Annotated in this window: 15 protein-coding genes and 1 riboswitch; of the genes, 4 read left to right on the top strand and 11 right to left on the bottom strand. The window is 70.3% G+C overall.

Annotated elements, in window-relative coordinates:
- Nucleotides 1-14: 14 nt before the first annotated feature.
- The 9 genes from tsaD to YWW_RS0101880 form a co-directional block, all read right to left on the bottom strand.
- Nucleotides 15-1,076 carry a tRNA (adenosine(37)-N6)-threonylcarbamoyltransferase complex transferase subunit TsaD gene (gene tsaD / locus YWW_RS0101920; RefSeq protein WP_026928767.1) on the bottom strand — a complete coding sequence of 354 codons (1,062 nt, stop codon included), beginning with the start codon at nt 1,074-1,076 and terminating at the stop codon, nt 15-17.
- A complete protein-coding gene (rimI, locus tag YWW_RS0101915; protein ID WP_026928766.1) occupies nt 1,073-1,519 on the bottom strand; it encodes a ribosomal protein S18-alanine N-acetyltransferase in 447 nt (148 codons plus the stop codon). Before rimI ends, tsaD begins: the two co-directional genes overlap by 4 nt.
- 42 nt (nt 1,520-1,561) lie before the next feature.
- Nucleotides 1,562-2,200: a tRNA (adenosine(37)-N6)-threonylcarbamoyltransferase complex dimerization subunit type 1 TsaB gene (gene tsaB / locus YWW_RS0101910; RefSeq protein WP_026928765.1), complete on the bottom strand. Its 639-nt coding sequence runs from the start codon at nt 2,198-2,200 to the stop codon at nt 1,562-1,564.
- A complete protein-coding gene (gene tsaE, locus YWW_RS27765; RefSeq protein WP_051325261.1) occupies nt 2,194-2,715 on the bottom strand; it encodes a tRNA (adenosine(37)-N6)-threonylcarbamoyltransferase complex ATPase subunit type 1 TsaE in 522 nt (173 codons plus the stop codon). Before tsaE ends, tsaB begins: the two co-directional genes overlap by 7 nt.
- A complete protein-coding gene (locus tag YWW_RS27760) occupies nt 2,678-3,922 on the bottom strand; it encodes an alpha/beta fold hydrolase (RefSeq protein WP_162145906.1) in 1,245 nt (414 codons plus the stop codon). Before YWW_RS27760 ends, tsaE begins: the two co-directional genes overlap by 38 nt.
- Complete coding sequence (gene alr / locus YWW_RS0101895; RefSeq protein WP_245595327.1) at nt 3,919-5,067, bottom strand: alanine racemase; 1,149 nt, start codon at nt 5,065-5,067, stop codon at nt 3,919-3,921. The genes YWW_RS27760 and alr overlap by 4 nt, the downstream gene beginning before the upstream one ends.
- A 335-nt stretch (nt 5,068-5,402) precedes the next feature.
- The gene (locus YWW_RS0101890; protein ID WP_026928763.1) at nt 5,403-6,125 is read right to left on the bottom strand and encodes a hypothetical protein; all 723 of its coding nucleotides are present in this window, start codon (nt 6,123-6,125) and stop codon (nt 5,403-5,405) included.
- Between the two features lie 7 nt (nt 6,126-6,132).
- Nucleotides 6,133-7,188 carry a RuvC family protein gene (locus YWW_RS0101885; protein WP_026928762.1) on the bottom strand — a complete coding sequence of 352 codons (1,056 nt, stop codon included), beginning with the start codon at nt 7,186-7,188 and terminating at the stop codon, nt 6,133-6,135.
- A gap of 8 nt (nt 7,189-7,196) precedes the next feature.
- Nucleotides 7,197-7,601 carry a hypothetical protein gene (locus YWW_RS0101880; protein WP_026928761.1) on the bottom strand — a complete coding sequence of 135 codons (405 nt, stop codon included), beginning with the start codon at nt 7,599-7,601 and terminating at the stop codon, nt 7,197-7,199.
- A gap of 623 nt (nt 7,602-8,224) precedes the next feature.
- Between YWW_RS0101880 and YWW_RS35650 the strand changes: the two genes are divergently transcribed.
- Nucleotides 8,225-9,049 (top strand): hypothetical protein, encoded by an 825-nt coding sequence (locus tag YWW_RS35650; protein ID WP_155829813.1) that lies wholly within the window; start codon nt 8,225-8,227, stop codon nt 9,047-9,049.
- On the top strand, nt 9,040-9,411 hold the full coding sequence (locus YWW_RS0101875) for a hypothetical protein (protein ID WP_026928760.1): 372 nt from the start codon (nt 9,040-9,042) through the stop codon (nt 9,409-9,411). The genes YWW_RS35650 and YWW_RS0101875 overlap by 10 nt, the downstream gene beginning before the upstream one ends.
- Before the next feature lie 56 nt (nt 9,412-9,467).
- Here the strand turns inward: YWW_RS0101875 and metE are convergent, their stop codons facing one another.
- Nucleotides 9,468-11,699 (bottom strand): 5-methyltetrahydropteroyltriglutamate--homocysteine S-methyltransferase, encoded by a 2,232-nt coding sequence (gene metE, locus YWW_RS0101870; protein ID WP_026928759.1) that lies wholly within the window; start codon nt 11,697-11,699, stop codon nt 9,468-9,470.
- A gap of 41 nt (nt 11,700-11,740) precedes the next feature.
- Nucleotides 11,741-11,993: riboswitch (cobalamin riboswitch) on the bottom strand.
- A 118-nt stretch (nt 11,994-12,111) separates the two neighbouring features.
- Between metE and YWW_RS0101865 the strand changes: the two genes are divergently transcribed.
- Nucleotides 12,112-12,852 (top strand): SDR family NAD(P)-dependent oxidoreductase, encoded by a 741-nt coding sequence (locus tag YWW_RS0101865; RefSeq protein ID WP_026928758.1) that lies wholly within the window; start codon nt 12,112-12,114, stop codon nt 12,850-12,852.
- Nucleotides 12,853-12,857: 5 nt separating this feature from the next.
- Here YWW_RS0101865 and YWW_RS27755 read toward each other — a convergent pair whose 3' ends face one another.
- The gene (locus YWW_RS27755; protein ID WP_051325259.1) at nt 12,858-15,329 is read right to left on the bottom strand and encodes a S8 family serine peptidase; all 2,472 of its coding nucleotides are present in this window, start codon (nt 15,327-15,329) and stop codon (nt 12,858-12,860) included.
- Nucleotides 15,330-15,732: 403 nt separating this feature from the next.
- On the opposite strand from YWW_RS27755, the gene YWW_RS0101855 reads away from it, so the two are divergent.
- Nucleotides 15,733-17,079, top strand: a complete 1,347-nt coding sequence (locus YWW_RS0101855) for a dicarboxylate/amino acid:cation symporter (RefSeq protein ID WP_051325258.1) — start codon at nt 15,733-15,735, stop codon at nt 17,077-17,079.
- Nucleotides 17,080-17,107 lie beyond the last annotated feature (28 nt).

Genomic DNA, 17,107 nt, shown 5'->3' with positions numbered 1-17,107 from the left:
GCCCCGCGGCCCGGTCAGAACAGGTCGTTCGCGAGGCTGACGATCGTCACGTCCATCGACGAGTTCGCCGGGAAGCGCATCTCCGAAGGCGGTACCTTCGCGGCGACCAGGTGCGATCCCAGCGCGGCCACCATCGCGCCGTTGTCGGTGCACAGGCGCGGCCTCGGGTAGCGCAGGTTGATCCCGGCCTTCTCGGCGCGTTCGACCGCGAGCGAGCGCAGCCGCGAGTTCGCCGCGACGCCGCCGCCCAGCAGCAGCGTCTCGACGCCGTGCTCCTTGGCGGCGAGGATCGCCTTGCGGGTCAGCACGTCGCACACCGCCTCCTGGAACGCCGCGGACACGTCGTTCACCGGGACGGTGCGGCCCTCGGCCCGCTGCGCCTCGATCCAGCGGGCGACGGCGGTCTTGAGCCCGGAGAAGGAGAAGTCGTAGCGGTGGCGCTCCATGTCCTTCGCCGCGCTCAGGCCGCGCGGGAACTCGACGTAGGCGCGGTCGCCGTCGCGGGCGGCCTTGTCGATGTGGGGCCCGCCGGGGAAGGGCAGGCCGAGCAGGCGCGCGACCTTGTCGAAGGCCTCGCCCGCGGCGTCGTCGATGCTCGCGCCGAGCTGGGTGACCTCCCCGGCCAGGTCCTCGACCATCATGATCGTCGAATGCCCGCCGGAGACGAGCAGGCCGATCGCGGGCTCGGGGATCGGCCCGTTCTCGAGCGTGTCGACGGCGATGTGGGCGCTCAAGTGGTTGACGCCGTACAGCGGCACGCCGGTGGCCAGCGAGTACGCCTTCGCGGCGCCGACGCCGACCATGAGCGCCCCGGCCAGCCCGGGCCCGGCGGTGACGGCGATGCCGTCGAGGTCGGCCAGGGTCACCCCGGCCTCGTCGAGTGCCCGCTGCACGGTGGGGACCATGGCCTCCAGGTGCGCGCGGGAGGCCACTTCGGGGACGACGCCGCCGAATCTGGCCTGCTCCTCGACCGAGGAGGCTATGGCGTCGGCCAGCAGCTCGGTGCCGCGCACGATGCCGACCCCCGTCTCGTCGCACGAGGTCTCGATGCCCATCACGATCGGTTCGCTGTTCACAGATCCATCCTCATCACCGCGGCGTCGGTGCCGGTGAACTGGTAGTAGTTCTTGCGCACGCCGATGCCGTAGAAGCCGTAACGGTCGTAGAGCCGCTGGGCCGGCTCGTTGTCGACGGCGACCTCCAGGAACACCGCCTTCGCGCCGGCCGCGCGGGCGCGGGCGACGATGTCGTCCATGAGCATCGTCGCGACGCCTCGCCGCCGCCGCTCCGGGTCGACGGCGATGTTGTTGATCCAGGCCTCGTGCCCGCCCAGGGCCACCCCGGCGTAGCCTACGACGCGGTCGGCGTCGAACACCGCCCGGTAATCGTGCCCGGCCGCCAGCTCGGTCCACAGCAGACCTTCGCTCCACGCCTCGGGCCCGAAGACCACCCGCTCCATGCGCGCCACGGCCGTCAGATGCCACCAGCGCAGCCGGCCCATGCGCAACTCGCCGTCCATCATCCCAGCTTTACCACGGACCGGGGCCGCGCGTCCCCCGGCTCAGGCACGGGCGGGCTTCGCGTCGGGGCGGCGCAGGTACAGCGGCGTGAGCTTCTCGCTCGGCTCGCCGCCGCGGATGCGCGGCCCGGCCAGTTCGACGAGTTTCACCAGGTCCGGGTAGGCCGCCTCCGGTTCGGCCGGCATCGCCAGCTCCTGGGCGTACTTGCCGGCGCCCTCGCCGATCGCGTAGTCGACGTCGAGGTCGGGCAGCTCGGCGGGCTTGCCCACCTGCGGCTCGCCTTGGCGCTCGCCGCTGTGGTAGACGGCCCAGTAGATCTCCTTGCGGCGCGCGTCGGTCGCCACGAGCGCCCGGCCGCGGGTGTTCCCGCCGATCCCGTCGAGCGAGCAGACGCCGTAGACGGGGACGCCGAGCCCGTCGGCGAAGGCGGCGGCGGTGACCATGCCCACGCGCAGCCCGGTGAACGGGCCGGGCCCGATCCCGGCGACGACGGCGGCGATCTCGCTCTTCGAGCGCCCGGACTCGGCCAGGCACTCCTCGATGAAGGGGGCGAGCCGCTCGACGTGGCCCCTGCTGTCGATCTCGCGGCGGAAGGCGCCGAGGAACAGCTCGTCGCCGTCGACCTCGACGAGCGCGGCCTGGACGGCGCTGGTGGCGGTGTCGACCGCGAGGACTAGCATGCGGCCGCACCGACCGGGGCGTCGAAGGCTTCGAGGCGGGCGGTCCAGTCGCCGCCGCGGCCGTGGAGGACGAGCTCGCGGGTCTCGTCGGCGGCGCGGTCGATGGCGATCTCGAGGTGGGACTCGGCGAGGCGCTCGGCGAGTCCGGCGCCCCACTCGACGACGGTCACGGAGGTGGCGACGTCGGTGTCGAGGTCGAGGTCGTCGAGTTCGTCGAGGCTTTCGAGCCGGTAGGCGTCGACGTGGACGAGCGGCAGGCCCGCCTCTCCGGCGCGGTGGGTGCGGGCGATGACGAAGGTGGGGCTGGTGATGCGGCCGTCGACGCCGAGGCCGGCACCGATGCCCTGGGTGAGGGCGGTCTTCCCGGCGCCGAGGGGGCCGGTGAGGATCACGAGGTCGCCCGCGCGCAGCAGCCCTGCGAGGCGTTTCCCGAATTCGTGGGTGTCTTCGGCCGTCGGCATGCTCAGCCTCACGATGTCACTCCTCTGTATGCGTATGGGTTCCGCGTTCGGCATGACGGGAGAACGGGGACCAGCTCCGCCTCGGCGACGGGTGCGATCCGTCTCTGGCGCGCCTCGGACGCGCGCGGTTCGCCCCGCCGAGCCCGGTGGCGCCGGCCTGGTCCGTCTCGGCCTCACGGCCTCTTGCCGCATCGACCGAGACCATGATTTTGTCGATCATCTCCAACAACAGTTGTGAGATCTCACCAGGATACTCGAGCTGTGGCGAGTGGGCCGCTTCGGCTATGACCACGAATCGGGATCCGGGGATCGCGTCGGCGAGCCGCCGCGAATGCTGCGGCGGCGTCAAGAGGTCGCTGTCGCCCACGACGACGAGCACCGGGATGCCCGCGAACCGCGGCAGCGCCGCCGTCTCGTCGTGGTCGAGGATAGCGCGCACGTAGCCCACGACGCTCTGCACGGGCGTGTGGCGGTTCATGCGTTCGACCAGGCTGATCAGGGAATGGGGCGGGTCGGCGTGCGCGAAGGCGTTGCGGCGGGTGACGAGGTAGCCGATGTCGCCCGACAGCAGCCGGGCCCGGTCGATGAGCTGCGGCGTCCAGCCGGTGATCTGCTGGAGCGTCGGCAGGACGGTGCGCCGCACCCGCCGCAGCGCCCGCATCGGCTTGGTCTCGACGGTGTCGAGCCCGGCGGGGCTGGTCGACAGGAACGCGACGCCCTTGACGCGGTCGGCGAAGAAGTCGGGGCGGCGGCGGGCGAGGGCCTGGACGGTCATGCCGCCCATGGAGTGCCCGACGAGCAGGAGCGGGCCGCGGGGGGCGACGGCCGCGATGATGTCGTGCATGGTCTCGGCGAGCTCGTCGATGGAGTACTCGGTGCGCGGCAGCGGCCCCGAGCGGCCGTGCCCCGGCTGGTCGTAGAACACCGCCCGCAGCGAGGCCCCCGCTGAGGCGGCCGCGGCGATCGCCTTGCGCTGGAAGTAGAACGTGGAGGAGTCCTGGAGGTAGCCGTGGGCGAACAGCACGGTCAGCCCGGCGTCCTCGGCGCCGACGGTCTCGACGTGGACCGGGACGCCGTCGTGGTTGACGACCGTGCGCACGGAGTTCGTCGGCGGCAGCTCGAAGGGCTCGCTCGCGTACGGGTCCTTCGACGAGGCGCGGGTGCGCCGGGCGATGTAGCGGGGCAGGCCGATGGCGATCGCCGCCCCGGCGGCTATGCCGCCGGCCACGGCGAGGCCCCGCAGCCCGGGCCGACGGCTCACTCGACGCCCCGGTTCCAGTAGCGCGGGACGCGGGCGCCGATCCCGGTGAGGATCTCGTTGGGGATGGTCCCGGCCCAGGCCGACCAGTCGTCGGCGTCCGGGTGGTGCTCGCCGGCGCCGATGAGGACCACCGGCTCGCCGGGCGCCACGGCGTCGTCGCCGAGGTCGACCACGAACTGGTCCATGCAGATCCGGCCCAGGACCGGGCGGCGGCGCCCGGCCAGGTAGACCTCGGCGCGGCCGGAGGCGGCTCGCGGGACGCCGTCGGCGTAGCCGAGCGGCACCAGCGCCACGTTCGAGTCGCGCTCCAGATGGCGGGTGTGGCCGTAGGAGATGCCGGTGCCGGCCGGGAGGCGCTTGACGGCGGCGACACTGCTGCGCAGCTCCATCACCGGCTTCAGGTCGACCGGGATCCGCGGCACCGGGTTGTAGCCGTAGAGGGCGATGCCGGGCCGCACGAGGTCGTAGTGGGTCTCGGGGTCGGCGATGAGCGCGGCCGAGTTGGCGAGGTGCCGCACCTCCGGTTCGAGGCCCGCGGCGCCGAGCGCGGCGAGGAAGCGCTCGAAGGCGGCCTTCTGCATCCCGTTCGCGGGGTGGCCGATCTCGTCGGCGCAGGCGAGGTGGCTCCAGGCGCCGACGACGTCGATCGCCCCGGCGGCCCGGTGCTTCGCGGCGGCCTCGGCGAAGGCCTCCCATTCGTGTTCGGCGACGCCGCCGCGGGAGATCCCGGTGTCGCCTTTGAGGTGGACGCGGGCGGGGGTGCCGGCGCGCTCGGCCGCGGCGGCGACGGCCGCGAGGCCCGCGAGCGAGGAGATCCCGAGCTCGGCTCCGGCCTCGATCGTCTCGGCCAGGCCCGGCTGCTCGGGCGTGTAGAGGAAGGCCATCACCGGCGTCTCGGCCAGGTCCGCCAGGCGCCGCAGCCGCCAGGCCTCGCGGAGGCTCGCAACGCCGAGGCGCGCGGCCCCGGCCTCTGCGCAGACGCGCGCGGCCGGGACCGCGCCGTGGCCGTAGGCGTCGGCCTTGACCATCGCCATCAGCGGTGCTTCGGTGAGCGCGGCCAGCGCCTCGACGTTGTGGGCGAGACGCCGCCAGTCCATGCTCGCCTTGGCCATACCCGACATGTCGCCGAAAACCGGTTCGGACACGATCCGATAGTTGTCAATCGCCACACATCAAGATTACGTGCCCGAACGGCGAGCCACATCCGGGCACGCTGAGCCCGAAGCGGCATCTCAAGCGAACCCGCAGCTCACCGCCCCCGCCCCGAGGAGTGACGGCGGTCGCGCCGCCCGGGGCGTGGCCGAAAGGTCGTCGTGACTCGATGCGGCGGGGGTGCGGCGATGGAAGCGAACGCAGCGGACCGGGCGGGGCACGAGTCCGGGGCCGCAACGCCGCAGACGTAGCAGTCGCGCCAGACCAAAACGCCAACGTTTCCCCAGATCACCACCACTGGGTGAGCGGGTCGGACCCTGACGGCTCGTCAGTCAGAACCGTCATAACGCGCGAGAATCAGCGGGAGCACTTCCGGCATGTAGACTTCGCTCATCCATGTCTGGAAATGTTCGGCGCTTATCGCGCAGTCGGCCGCACCGGGCTCCTCAAGGCCGTGCTCGCACACGTTGTCGGAAGATGAATAGAACCGCGTGACCGTGCCAAGGACGATGGCATCGTATTGGCCTACTCCATGAACCTCGTCATACTCGGTGGAGTCGGTGCCGGCTCTGATCATTCCAAGATGCCATGGGTCATCGAAATATTCGTCGACGATGTTCTCGTGGGGCAGACCCATCCGATAAGACTGACCACCTTCGCCATCGAGGCCTTCGTACTCGGGATCGGTCATCGAATGAAACTCATCGACCGCTTCCTCTGCTGTCGTGAACGTCTCGAGGAATATATTGAACTGCAGCGAGTTGCGGCCGTCCTGAGAGATGGACAACCCGCATCCCAAGGCATCATCGAATTCTTCCGACTCGTCAACGGCATAGGAATTGACGCCGAAGTCTCGCTCGACGACCGTGAGGCCGAGGGTGCCGCACAGGTCATCCCATTCAGCGGCGCGCTCGGGACTCTCGATCACCGGATCGCTGGTCCCCGTACTCGTCCCGTCCTCGTCTACCTCGGGAGAGCCGGACGTGCAGGACGCCCCCAGCAGCAACGGGATGAGCCCTGTGTAAACCCATCGGTTCAGCCTGTGGCCCATCTATCCGTCAGTCCTTCGCGCCCGGCGCTATCGAGCACAGATCCTGAGCGCTCCAGTCGGAAAGCGCCGTTCCCAATTCCGAGGCGATCGATGCTCTCTCATCTTCAAGTGTCGCCAGGTAACCGGCGGGCGCGCATCGAAGCCATTCTCCGATCTGGGTGTCGATGTCCGGTGGAGGCGGAATCGTCACCGTCTTGAGAATCTTGGAGATAAGCCTCGATATCATCCCTGATGCTCCACCCTGTGTCGCCCCGTCGCTGTGGACTTCGATGGTGAAATCGGCAAGCGCGACCGCGTCGCCCAGATATGGGACCCGATTCACCAGAAACGTTCCGACAAGCCGAGCGAACGCATCTTTGGACACGGCGCTGTTCTGCAGCTCAGCGAGTACTTCGTATGCCCCGACCAAAGTATTGTACGCGGTACAGAGTGCCATGGCCTGTGCACTCGCCTCCGCGCTGGCGGCGCTGATCAAATCGGCGAGCATTCTCCGCTGAAGGCCCGTGGCGCCCCGCAGGCGCGAGCCGAACGTCTCGAAGCAACTGTCAGCGTCATCGCCTTTCCATGTTTCGAACAGTTCTTCAACCTGTGCGAACTCGTTGTTCTCATGCTTCTCGATCAGCTCCGTCAGCGAATCGGCTACATGAGTGAGCCTCGATAGGGTACTCTTCGATGCGATGACGTCGCATTCATCCAAAAGGGCCAGAAACTCCTCATGAATCGACGTGATGTCAGAGGATGCCTGCTCTTCCGCAATACTCATGATTTCGCTGTCGACTGAAGTGTCGGCATCATAAGGCAGGAAGAAATTCGTGATCTCGGACCATCGCACCTCCTGGCCCAAGGACTTGTACAGTCCATCCCCATAGTATTCGATCTCTCCTCCCCCGAGGAGTGAGTCGATCTGCTCCTGGGACTTGTTGATGAGAAAGGCGATATCGGGATACCTGTCCGCGCCTTCCTTGCGGCTGTATGCCTCTACGAAAGCCGGCTCCAATCCGTCGATCATGTCCGTGTACTTGTATCTCGGGGGGACGTCGTCCAGCGTGTAGTCTTCACTCATCGGGATCCCTATTCGGTGAGTTGGTCCGCGTAGCGGTTGGATTCATCGATCGGATTGAGGTATTCGCCTTCCGTCTCCGGCCTCTCCGTGTCATTGTAGTGAGTTTCGCTGTCGCTCATCACTTCGTCAAGGTCGACGACAGTCTGGTCCTCATCCGCTTGGTACCCGTCCGCGATCGCGACCAAAGTCTGACCCATGGCGTCAATGCTGATGACCGACTCGTCCATGGCGGTCTTGATGAGCTTGTAGAGTTCATGCCAGGTCTCCCCTGCGGAGTGGTTGCCGAAGAGACCGTCTGAATCGATGCTCACATGGCTGACGCGCGCGGCGACATCCTCGTAGCTCTCGGCGATCGCGGGACAGGCGGTACTGCCGATCTCTCGAATCTCGTCGATGTCATACTCTCTGGACATCAAATCCTCCTTGTTATTGCAATCGGATCCCTTAATCGCCGAAGTGAAGCCGGTATATCTGGAGTCCGCCCCACCCGTAGCGTCCGGTCAATTTGACCGAGGGCGAGCGACAGTCAGTGTGGGGCAGTGGTCTACGGAACAGTCGGGGATCACCGTCGAAACCCTGTCGAGGGTTTCGGTGAGGAGCGTGGAACGGGCATCGGGCCGGTCAGAGAGCACCAACAGGTGTTCCGGATCAAGGACGTGCTGGGCCACGACAGGGCCTCCAGGGGTGACGAATCGGGGGTAATCGATCCTGATCATAACGGGTCGCCGCTACGGGTGGGGTACAGACGAACCCGCTCAGTCACACGACTGTGGACCTAGACGCTTCTGGACGCGAACGTGTGTCGCGCTTGCTCTGTGACAGATCGTTGTGCAACCCTGATGGGACGTGCCAGTGGCACGTCCCATCGACTTAATTCCACATGGGCGGCGGGCCGCCCCTAACAACGCCAATCGCAGTGGCGGCCCGCCTACCTTCACCAGAGAGGAAACCTCCCGTGGTAAGCATCAGCGTACGCCAGAACCAGGCGGCCGCGCCAGACCAAAACGCCATCGTTTCCCCAGCTCACCACTACCGAGTGAGCGGGCCGAACCCTGCCCTCGGATGGGTCGGTGGTTCGGGCTGCCACGACGCCGCCGGGCGGCGGCTGTTCCTGCCGGACGGTTCCCCCGACCCGGACACCCCCGGCGCCTACCGCTACCGGCACGACCCCGACACCTGCGACCCCACAGCGCCCGAGACCGATCCGGCGAATCCGCGCTACGAGCCGCCGCACCTGCGCCACCAGCCCGGCGACCACTGGGAGATCGGCGGGAAACCATACGATGCCGACGGCCCCGGCCCCTACGGCACGCCCGGCTGGTACCAGGACCAGCGCACCGGCCGCCATCGGCGGGGAGAACTGCCCGACCCGCTTCCGGCCGAACAGGACAGACCCAGTCCGAGCCCGCGCGGGCGGCGGCGTCTCGGGACAGAAGCCGATGAGCCGCACCGATTCGACCGGCTCCGTGAGGACGCCTGGGACCGCTGGCTGATCGACTCCACGCCACTGGCCGCCGCGCACCACACGCCTTCGCGCCGACGCTCGGCGATGGCACGTGAAGCCGGGCTCGGGTGGGCATTGTGGATCAGCTTGGCCCGATGGCTGGTCGCCCTGCTCGCCGGTTCGCCGCACCGGCGAGGCGAGCGGCGGAGCCGCTCTCTTTCGCGGGCGGGGTCACTCGTCCGAAGTCGGTCAGAAGACACGGGCACAAGGGACTCCCGGCCGCAGCAGGATCGGCGGCGAAACCGAGCTTGCCGCGCCAGGCGGGGCCCGTCGACCGGGCCGCGGGGGGCCGCCGCCATGGCCCGCGCCGTCGCCGGAGCTCGCCGGGCTCGGGCCGGGGTGGCCGCATGGGCGTAGGACGCACTGCCCCGCATCGGGTCCGCGAGGCCTACCTGCGAGCGCTGGCCGCGCTGCCGATCCCCGAGCGGTCGGCCTGCATGCCCGATCCCGTACAGCTGACCGTCCTCGCCACCGCAACCGTCGCGGGCGGGGACCTGGCCTTCTGCACCTTCACCGCCAGTCCTCGGCTGTGGGTCGGCTTCGAGCAAGATGGCTTGCGACCGTTCTGGTTCCTCACCGGACTGTCCTCCGGTGATCCTGACCTGTGGATCTCGGACTACGCGCATGAAGATTGGATTCGCGAGGGCGACCACACCACGCAGATCAAGACGGCCGCCGTCAGAGTGTGGGAGGACTGCGTTCGGGCCTGCGTCGGTTGACCGTCAGCCACCGGCCCGGCGGTCGTTCGACCGCCGGGCCGGTGGGTGTTTCAGAGCTATGCGAGTTCGGACCGGACGAGGCGGGCGGCCTCGACCATGTTCGCCAAGGCGGGCCGCACCTCCTCGTACCTGCGGGTCTTCAGGCCGCAGTCGGGATTGACCCAGATCCGCCGCGGGTCGACCGCGGCGACCGCGAGCCGCAGCGAGGCGGCCATCTCCTCGACCGAAGGCACCCGCGGCGAGTGGATGTCCCACACGCCCGGCCCCACCCCGCGCCGGTAGTCGGCCCGGTCGAGGTCGGCGAGGACCTCCATCTTCGAACGGGACGCCTCGATCGAGGTCACGTCCGCGTCGAGCTCGGCGATCGCGTCGATGACGTCGCCGAACTCCGAGTAGCACAGGTGCGTGTGGATCGCCGTCTCCGGCTTCACGCCGGACGTGGCGATGCGGAACGCGCGCGTCGCCCACGCGGCGTAGGCCGCCCGGCCGTCGCGGCGCAGCGGCAGCAGCTCGCGCAGCGCGGGCTCGTCGACCTGGATGATCGCCGTCCCGGCCGCCTCCAGGTCGGCCACCTCATCGCGCAGCGCCAGCGCCACCTGCTCGGCGGTGTCGGCCAGCGGCTGGTCGTCGCGGACGAACGACCACGCGAGGATCGTCACCGGCCCGGTGAGCATGCCCTTGACCGGCTTGTCGGTGAGCGACTGCGCGTACGAGGTCCACTCGACGGTCATCGGCCCGGTCCGGACGACGTCGGCGTAGAGGATCGGCGGGCGCACGCACCGCGAGCCGTACGACTGGACCCATCCGGCGGCGGTGGTCGCGAAGCCGGTGAGCTGCTCGGCGAAGTACTGCACCATGTCGTTGCGCTCGGGCTCGCCGTGGACGAGGACGTCGACGCCGAGCTTCTCCTGCTCGGCGATGACGGCGGCGACCTCGGCCTTCATGCGGGCGTGGTAGTCCGCGTCGATCATCAGGCCCCTCCGGTGGGCGGCGCGGGCCCTGCGGAGCTCGGCGGTCTGCGGGAAGGAGCCGATGGTGGTGGTCGGCAGGGGCGGCAGCTCGTCCTGCGCCGCAACGCGCTCGGCGTAGTCGACGCGGCGGTCGGCGTCCTCGGGGAGGGCGTCGAGGCGGGCGCGCACGGTCTCGCTGTGCCAGTCGTCGGGAGCGGGAGGGCGCTGGAGGCGCGGCGCGTCCGCCTCGGCGAGGCTCACGACCTCGCGGAGCTTCTGCCGCGCGAAGGCGAGCCGCTCGGTCAGGGACGAGGGCAGCTCCGTCTCGGCGTCCAGGTCGACCGGGACGTGCAGCAGCGAGCACGAGGACGAGACGCCGAGCCGGTCGGTGAGGCGGTGCAGCCGCTCGAGCTCCGCGGCGGCGGCGAGCAGGTCGGTGCGCCAGATGTTGCGCCCGTCGACCACCCCGGCCGAGATGAATGTTTCACGTGAAACGTTCAGCGACTCAAGGACGTCGACGTCCACGCCGCCTCGGACGAGATCGAGCGCGAGGCCCTGGACGCCGGATTCGAGGAGCACCGGCAGCGATTCGCCGAAAGGCCCGTATCCGCCGGTCACCAGCAGCTCCGCGATCGAGCTCAGGCGCTCGTAGGCCGTCCTGACCGCTTCGAGTTCGACGGCGCCGCGGTCGGCGCACAGCGCGGGCTCGTCGAGCTGGACCCACTCGGCGCCCGCCTCGGCGAGCGCGGACAGGATCTCGGCGTAGACCGGCACCAGGTCCCCGATCCGGTCGAGCGGCTCGAAGCCGATCGGCGCGTCGTCGCTCGCCTTGGCCAGCAGCAGGAATGAGACCGGCCCAAGCAGGACCGGGCGGGCGTTCAGGCCGCGCCCGACCGCTTCGCGGTACTCGGCCAGGGCCTTGCCGGGCCGGGCCCGGAACGCGGTGCCGGGCCCGATCTCGGGGACCAGGTAGTGGTAGTTCGTGTCGAACCACTTCGTCATCTCGAGCGGCGCGGCCTCGGCGTCGCCGCGCGCGGCGGCGAAGTAGGCGGCCGTCTCGCTCTCGCGGCGGTGCCTCGGCGCGAGCGCGTCGACCGCGACGACGGTGTCGAGCACGTGGTCGTACAGCGAGAACACGCCCGTCGGGACGGAGTCCAGGCCCGCCGAGGCGAGGTCATCGAGCATCTGGGAGCGGATCGCGGCGGCGGCGGCCTCCAGGCCCGCCTCGTCGAGCCGCCCGGACCAGTGCGCCTCCACGGCGCGTTTGAGTTCCCGGTCCGCGCCGATGCGCGGGTAGCCGAGGACCGTGGCGTGCACGGTCTGCTTCGAGTCGTTCATGTGTCAGTTCCCTCGAACGTGCGACAGCTGGACCGCGCGCCCGTGCGCGCGGTACGTCGGCAGGTATTCGGACTCGAGGGCATGCCCGTCTCCGGGCGCCTACCGGCCGTCGCTTCCCAGGCCGGTCCCGCGGGCCCACGGGTTGCTCCCCGTGGGGTTCGAGACGCGGGCCAAGTGCTCATGGCGACTTTCGTTCCCTCTCACCGCTGCGGGGCAGTCCTGGATTCGCACCAGAGTTCCCTCTTGGCCGGGGCGGCTGGCCGCCGTCCCGGAACCGGCGTCGACTCCGATGGTACGGGCGGCGGGTCGGGCCCCGTTCATTCGACCGACGTGAATATGGTTGCGCGCCACGGTTCCCATTGGGCGGGATCGGTATCGTCACGGGCGGAACCGCACCACCCACGGAGGAACCATGAGCGATCGTCCCGTCGCCGTCGTCACCGGAGCCAGCAGCGGCATCGGCGCCGCCTCGGCGAGAGCGCTGGCCCGAGCCGGATTCGAGGTGGTCCTCGGCGCGCGGCGCGCGGACCGCCTGATCGAGGTGGCCGCCGAGTGCGGCGGGACGCCGCTGCCGCTCGACGTCACCGACGAGGCGTCCGTGGCCGCCTTCGCCTCCCGGCTCGACCGCTGCGACGTCCTGGTCAACAACGCGGGCGGCGCGTTCGGCCTCGCCTCGGTCGCCGAGGCCGACCTGGACGACTGGCAGCGGATGTACGACGTCAACGTCCTGGGCACCGTCCGCGTCACCAAGGCCCTGCTGCCGCTGCTCCTCGCCTCCGGCGACGGGCAGGTCATCACCATCGCCTCGATCGCGGCGCACGAGCCGTACCCCGGCGGCGCGGGCTACAACGCCGCGAAGCACGCCGAGGCCGCGCTCACCCGCGTGCTGCGCCTGGAGCTGCTCGGGCGGCCGGTGCGCGTGTGCGAGATCGACCCCGGCATGGTCGACACCGAGTTCAGCCTCGTCCGCTTCGAGGGCGACCGCGATCGCGCCGACGCCGTCTACCGCGGCATGACGCCGCTGACCGCCGACGACGTCGCCGAGTCGGTCGCCTGGGTGGCGACCCGCCCGGCGCACGTCAACGTCGACCGGCTCACGATCATGCCGCGCGACCAGGCCGCCGCGCAGATCGTCCACCGCGTCGAGGGCTGACCCGCTCACGCGGTGAGCGTGAACGCCGGGGAGCGCCACGTCTCCCAGTGCTCGGGGTTCGACTCGTCGCCGAGCGCCTTGAGCGCGCGGACCTCCATGCGCCACTCGCCGGGCTCCAGCACGCCCGGCAGCTCCTCGGCGAAGCGGGCGAGGTCCACGGCGACCGTGTCGTCGGGTCCCGCCGAGCGGCCCACGAACTCCTCGCGGTGCCACTCGACGACCTCGCCGGTGTCGACGTGCTCGACGTCGACCTCCACCACGGCCGGGTGGTGGTTGAGGAAGAGCAGCGCGGTCGGCAGCGGGCCCGCGGCGATGCCGAAGGTCTCGCCCTCCTCGAGGTCGCGGTATTCGGCCTCGCCGGTCTCGGGGTCCTCGGCGACCTCGACGGCCAGCTTCGGGTAGTCGGGGTGCTCCAGGACCGGGATGGCGAGGTAGTCGCCGAAGTAGCCGGAGTACGCGGCCGCCAGCGGCACGCCGCCGTCCTCGGGTTCGGCGACGACGCGCCCGCCGAAGACGCTCCCTTCGGGCAGTTCGGCGCCCGGGGTGACCGTCACCGTCACCGTCTCGCTCTCGCCGGGGCGCAGCTCGACGGTCTCGGGCTCGAACGACACCTCGGGCTCGGCGACGTGGAATTCGGTGGCGCGGATGTCGCCGGTGGTCGCCACGGCGGTCTGGTGCCGCAGGCGGTAGGTCTCGCCCGGCCACTCCGCTCCCGGCCGCGAGGCCAGTTCGAGCTCGAAGGTGCGCGTGCCGGTGCCGTCGCCGACGTTGACGCCGCTGGGAGTGACGGCCCCTTCGGCGCCGAGCGCGGCCATCACGTCGATGACGCCGGTGCCCTGGCGGTGCGTCGCCTCCAGATGACCGAGGTCCGGGTCCTCGCCCCATTCGACGGGCTCGGCGGTGTTGGCAAGGCGGGTCCGCACGGCCGCCGGGTCGAGGCCCGGTTCGGCCTCCAGCAGCAGCGCGGCGGCGCCGGCCACGTGCGGCGAGGCCATCGACGTACCGGACAGGGACGTGTACGAGCCGTCCTCGACCGGGTAGGTCGACCAGATGCCGCCGCCGGGCGCGGACAGGTCGGGCTTGAACGTCAGGTCCGGGGCGGGCCCGTAGGAGGTGAACTCCGAGGCGAGCCCGGCGCGCGGCAGATCGACCATGACGGTGCCGCCGGTGAACTCGAGGCGCGGTTCGGCGCCGATCGCGGCCAGGTCGCGCAGGTCCTCGCCGTCGGTGTCGGTGATGCCCACCGCCGGGACGCCGAGGTCGTCGACGCCCGCGCCGCCGAAGGGCCCGGAGCGGTCGTTGTAGATGACGACGGCGGTGGCGCCCTCGGCGACGGCCCGCTCGTACTTCTCCTTGAAGGTGCAGGTGCCGCGCACGATCAAGGCGGTCTTGCCCGCGACGTCGTTCTCGGAGGCGTCGTCGGCGCAGGCCCGCCCGAGCCAGGCGAGCGGGTCGGTGACGGCGCCCGCCTCCGGTTCGGGGACGGTGGCGATGGGCTTGTAGCCGATGCTGCGGTCGAGGGCCTCGACGCGGGCGGCGCTCAAGCGCTCGGCGGGGTTGTCGGTGGAGGCGACGCCGATGACGTCGGTGCCGACGCCGGGCGCGGCGGCGGCCCAGACGCCGGACTCGCCGTCGTTGCCGATCGAGGCGACGACCGTGACGCCCTGCTCGGTGAGCGTGTCGGCGGCCTCGGAGGTCGGGTAGCCGGGCCATTGGAACGCCTGGCCCAGTGAGAGGTTGACGACGTCCATGTCGTCGACGAGGGCGGCCTCCAAGGCCCGCATGACGACCTCGGCGCTGGTGCTGCCCTCGCAGCCGAAGACCTTGTACGCGCCGAACTCGACATCGGGGGCGGCGCCGGTGACCTCGCCGTCGGCGCCGACGATCCCGGCGACGTGGGTGCCGTGGCCGCCGCAGTCGGCCGGGTCGTCGTCGGGGACCGGTTCGGCGTGCTCGGGGTCGTCGGAGTTGTAGTCGTCGCCGACGAAGTCGGTGCCGGTGACCACGCGGCAGCCGTCGCCGAAGCAGCCGCCGAGGTCGGGGTGGGTGTAGTCGATGCCGGTGTCGATGACGCCGACGCGGACGCCGCTGCCGTCGATGCCGTGCTCGTGCGCCTCGGCGGCGCCCGTGGTCTCGGTGGCGAGCGCGAGCTCGGTCCGCTGCTCGGGCAGGTCGGGGGCGGCGAACTCGACGTCGGCCCAGACGTGGTCGACCGCGCCGAGCGATTCGAGGCGGCGGGCGGTGGCCGCGTCGGTGCCGATGGAGACGCCGTTCCACACCCGCTCGAAGTCGTGGCGGATCGTCACGTCCATCCCGGCGACGGCGTCCTCGAAGTCGGAGGCCGAGACGCCGGGGTCGAACTCGACGAGCCAGACGCCCCGGGTCGCCTCGGAGTCGGTCTCCTGCGCCGCGGCGGGCAGCGCGACGAGGGGCATGAGCAGGGCGGCGGCGAGCGCCAGAGGGCGTTGACCCGGCATCGGGGGTCCTCTCCGTTCGGTGGCAGGACCCCGATCGTCGGGCATGGGCGGGCGCGGGCGGCGGATCCGGGCTCGGCGTGTCGCGTGAACGGGCGCGAAAGCGGCGGCGGCGAGTGGTGCCCTATGCCTTCGCTCACCGAGGCTTGCGCGCGGGGCGGCGCGGTCCGTAGACTTGCCGAGCGATGAGCTACACCGTTACGAACCAGCATCTGACACGCAGGCGTCACCTCGACTTCTGCCGCGTGTCCACCCTCCTGTGTCGTTAGCTCGATCGACCCCACCGGCGGGCTCGCCGACGTAATCCTCTCTTCTCAGCTGGACCGGGCCCACTCCAGCGATCATCCAGTTCCGGCAGTCGCGCCGCGCCGTGCCCGCCTGCCCGATATGCAGAGGTGCTCTCCTTATGTCCGAAACCGATGCCGCGGTCGAGCCGAAGCGGTGGTGGAAGATCCCCTTCGCCGCGCAGCTCCTGATCGGTCTGGCGCTCGGCCTCACCCTGGGCTACGCGGCCCGGCAGTGGTCGCTCGCCTGGCTCGGCACCGCCCTTGAAACGGTCGGCACGCTGTTCGTGCAGCTGCTGTTCCTCGTCGTCCCGTTCCTCGTGTTCACCGCGATCGTCGCCGCGATCGCGAACCTGCGCAACCTCGCCAACGCCGGGCGGCTGGTCGCCAAGACGCTCGGCTGGTTCCTCGCCACGTCGCTGATCGCCGTCGCGATCGGCCTGACGATCGGCCTCACCACCAACCCCGGCGGGGGCATCGCCCTCGACGACGCGGCCGAGCGGCCCGAAACGACCGGCTCGTGGACCGACTTCCTGACCGGGATCATCCCGACCAACGTCGTCGACGCCTTCGTGAACGTCAACGTCCTCCAGATCGTGTTCATCGCGATCATCGTGGGCGCCGCCGCCGCGAAGGTCGGCGACAAGGCCGAGGCGTTCCTGAAGTTCAACCAGTCCGCGCTCGATCTGATACAGAAGGCGCTGTGGTGGGTCATCCGCCTGGCGCCCGTCGGCACCGCCGCGCTGATCGGCAAGTCGGTGTACTCCTACGGCTGGGACCTGCTGGGCCGCTTCGCGGTGTTCAGCATCGACATCTACGTCGGCGCCCTGCTGGTGATGCTCGTGGTCTACCCGGTGCTGCTGCGCCTGGTCGCGAAGGTCTCCCCGCTCCAGTTCCTGAAGAAGGCGTGGCCGGCGATCCAGTTCGCCTTCGTCTCCCGCTCCTCGGTGGGCACGATGCCGCTGGCGCAGCGCACCGTCGTCGAGCGGCTCGGGGTGAGCCGCGACTACGCCTCCTTCGCCTCGCCGTTCGGCGCGACGACCAAGATGGACGGCTGCGCCGCGATCTACCCGGCGATCGCCGCGATCTTCGTGGCGCAGGTCTACGGCATCACGCTCGGCGTGCAGGACTACCTGCTGATCGCGTTCGTCTCGGTCATCGGCTCGGCGGCCACCGCCGGTCTGACCGGCGCGACGGTCATGCTGACGCTGACGCTGTCCACGCTGGGCCTGCCGCTGGAGGGCGTCGGCCTGCTGCTGGCGATCGACCCGATCATGGACATGATCCGCACCGCCACGAACGTGGCCGGGCAGATGACCGTGCCGGTCCTGGTGGCGAAGTCCGAAGGGCTGCTGGACCAGCAGGTCTACGACGCCCCGCCGCGGCCGCTGGACGCGCCCGACGAGGCCGAGGAGGCGCCCGAGCCTGAGGGCCGGGCCCTCAGGCCGGAACCGCAACCGGCCACATAGGTCTTTCTCTCTCCCGAACCGTGGGGGC

It is taken from the genome of Glycomyces tenuis DSM 44171 (assembly GCF_000427885.1).
Taxonomy (GTDB): Bacteria; Actinomycetota; Actinomycetes; order Mycobacteriales; family Micromonosporaceae; genus Glycomyces; species Glycomyces tenuis.
Note: the sequence above shows the minus strand (reverse complement) of the source record. Positions and strands in the feature narration are given on the sequence as shown.

Coding starts and splice junctions, on each gene's coding strand:
- rimI (WP_026928766.1), bottom strand. CDS start 1,519: ATGGACGGCGAGTTGCGCATGGGCCGGCTGCGCTGGTGGCATCTGACG.
- tsaB (WP_026928765.1), bottom strand. CDS start 2,200: ATGCTAGTCCTCGCGGTCGACACCGCCACCAGCGCCGTCCAGGCCGCG.
- tsaE (WP_051325261.1), bottom strand. CDS start 2,715: ATGCCGAACGCGGAACCCATACGCATACAGAGGAGTGACATCGTGAGG.
- YWW_RS0101890 (WP_026928763.1), bottom strand. CDS start 6,125: ATGGGCCACAGGCTGAACCGATGGGTTTACACAGGGCTCATCCCGTTG.
- YWW_RS0101885 (WP_026928762.1), bottom strand. CDS start 7,188: ATGAGTGAAGACTACACGCTGGACGACGTCCCCCCGAGATACAAGTAC.
- YWW_RS0101880 (WP_026928761.1), bottom strand. CDS start 7,601: ATGTCCAGAGAGTATGACATCGACGAGATTCGAGAGATCGGCAGTACC.
- YWW_RS0101875 (WP_026928760.1), top strand. CDS start 9,040: ATGGGCGTAGGACGCACTGCCCCGCATCGGGTCCGCGAGGCCTACCTG.
- metE (WP_026928759.1), bottom strand. CDS start 11,699: ATGAACGACTCGAAGCAGACCGTGCACGCCACGGTCCTCGGCTACCCG.
- YWW_RS0101865 (WP_026928758.1), top strand. CDS start 12,112: ATGAGCGATCGTCCCGTCGCCGTCGTCACCGGAGCCAGCAGCGGCATC.
- YWW_RS27755 (WP_051325259.1), bottom strand. CDS start 15,329: ATGCCGGGTCAACGCCCTCTGGCGCTCGCCGCCGCCCTGCTCATGCCC.
- YWW_RS0101855 (WP_051325258.1), top strand. CDS start 15,733: ATGTCCGAAACCGATGCCGCGGTCGAGCCGAAGCGGTGGTGGAAGATC.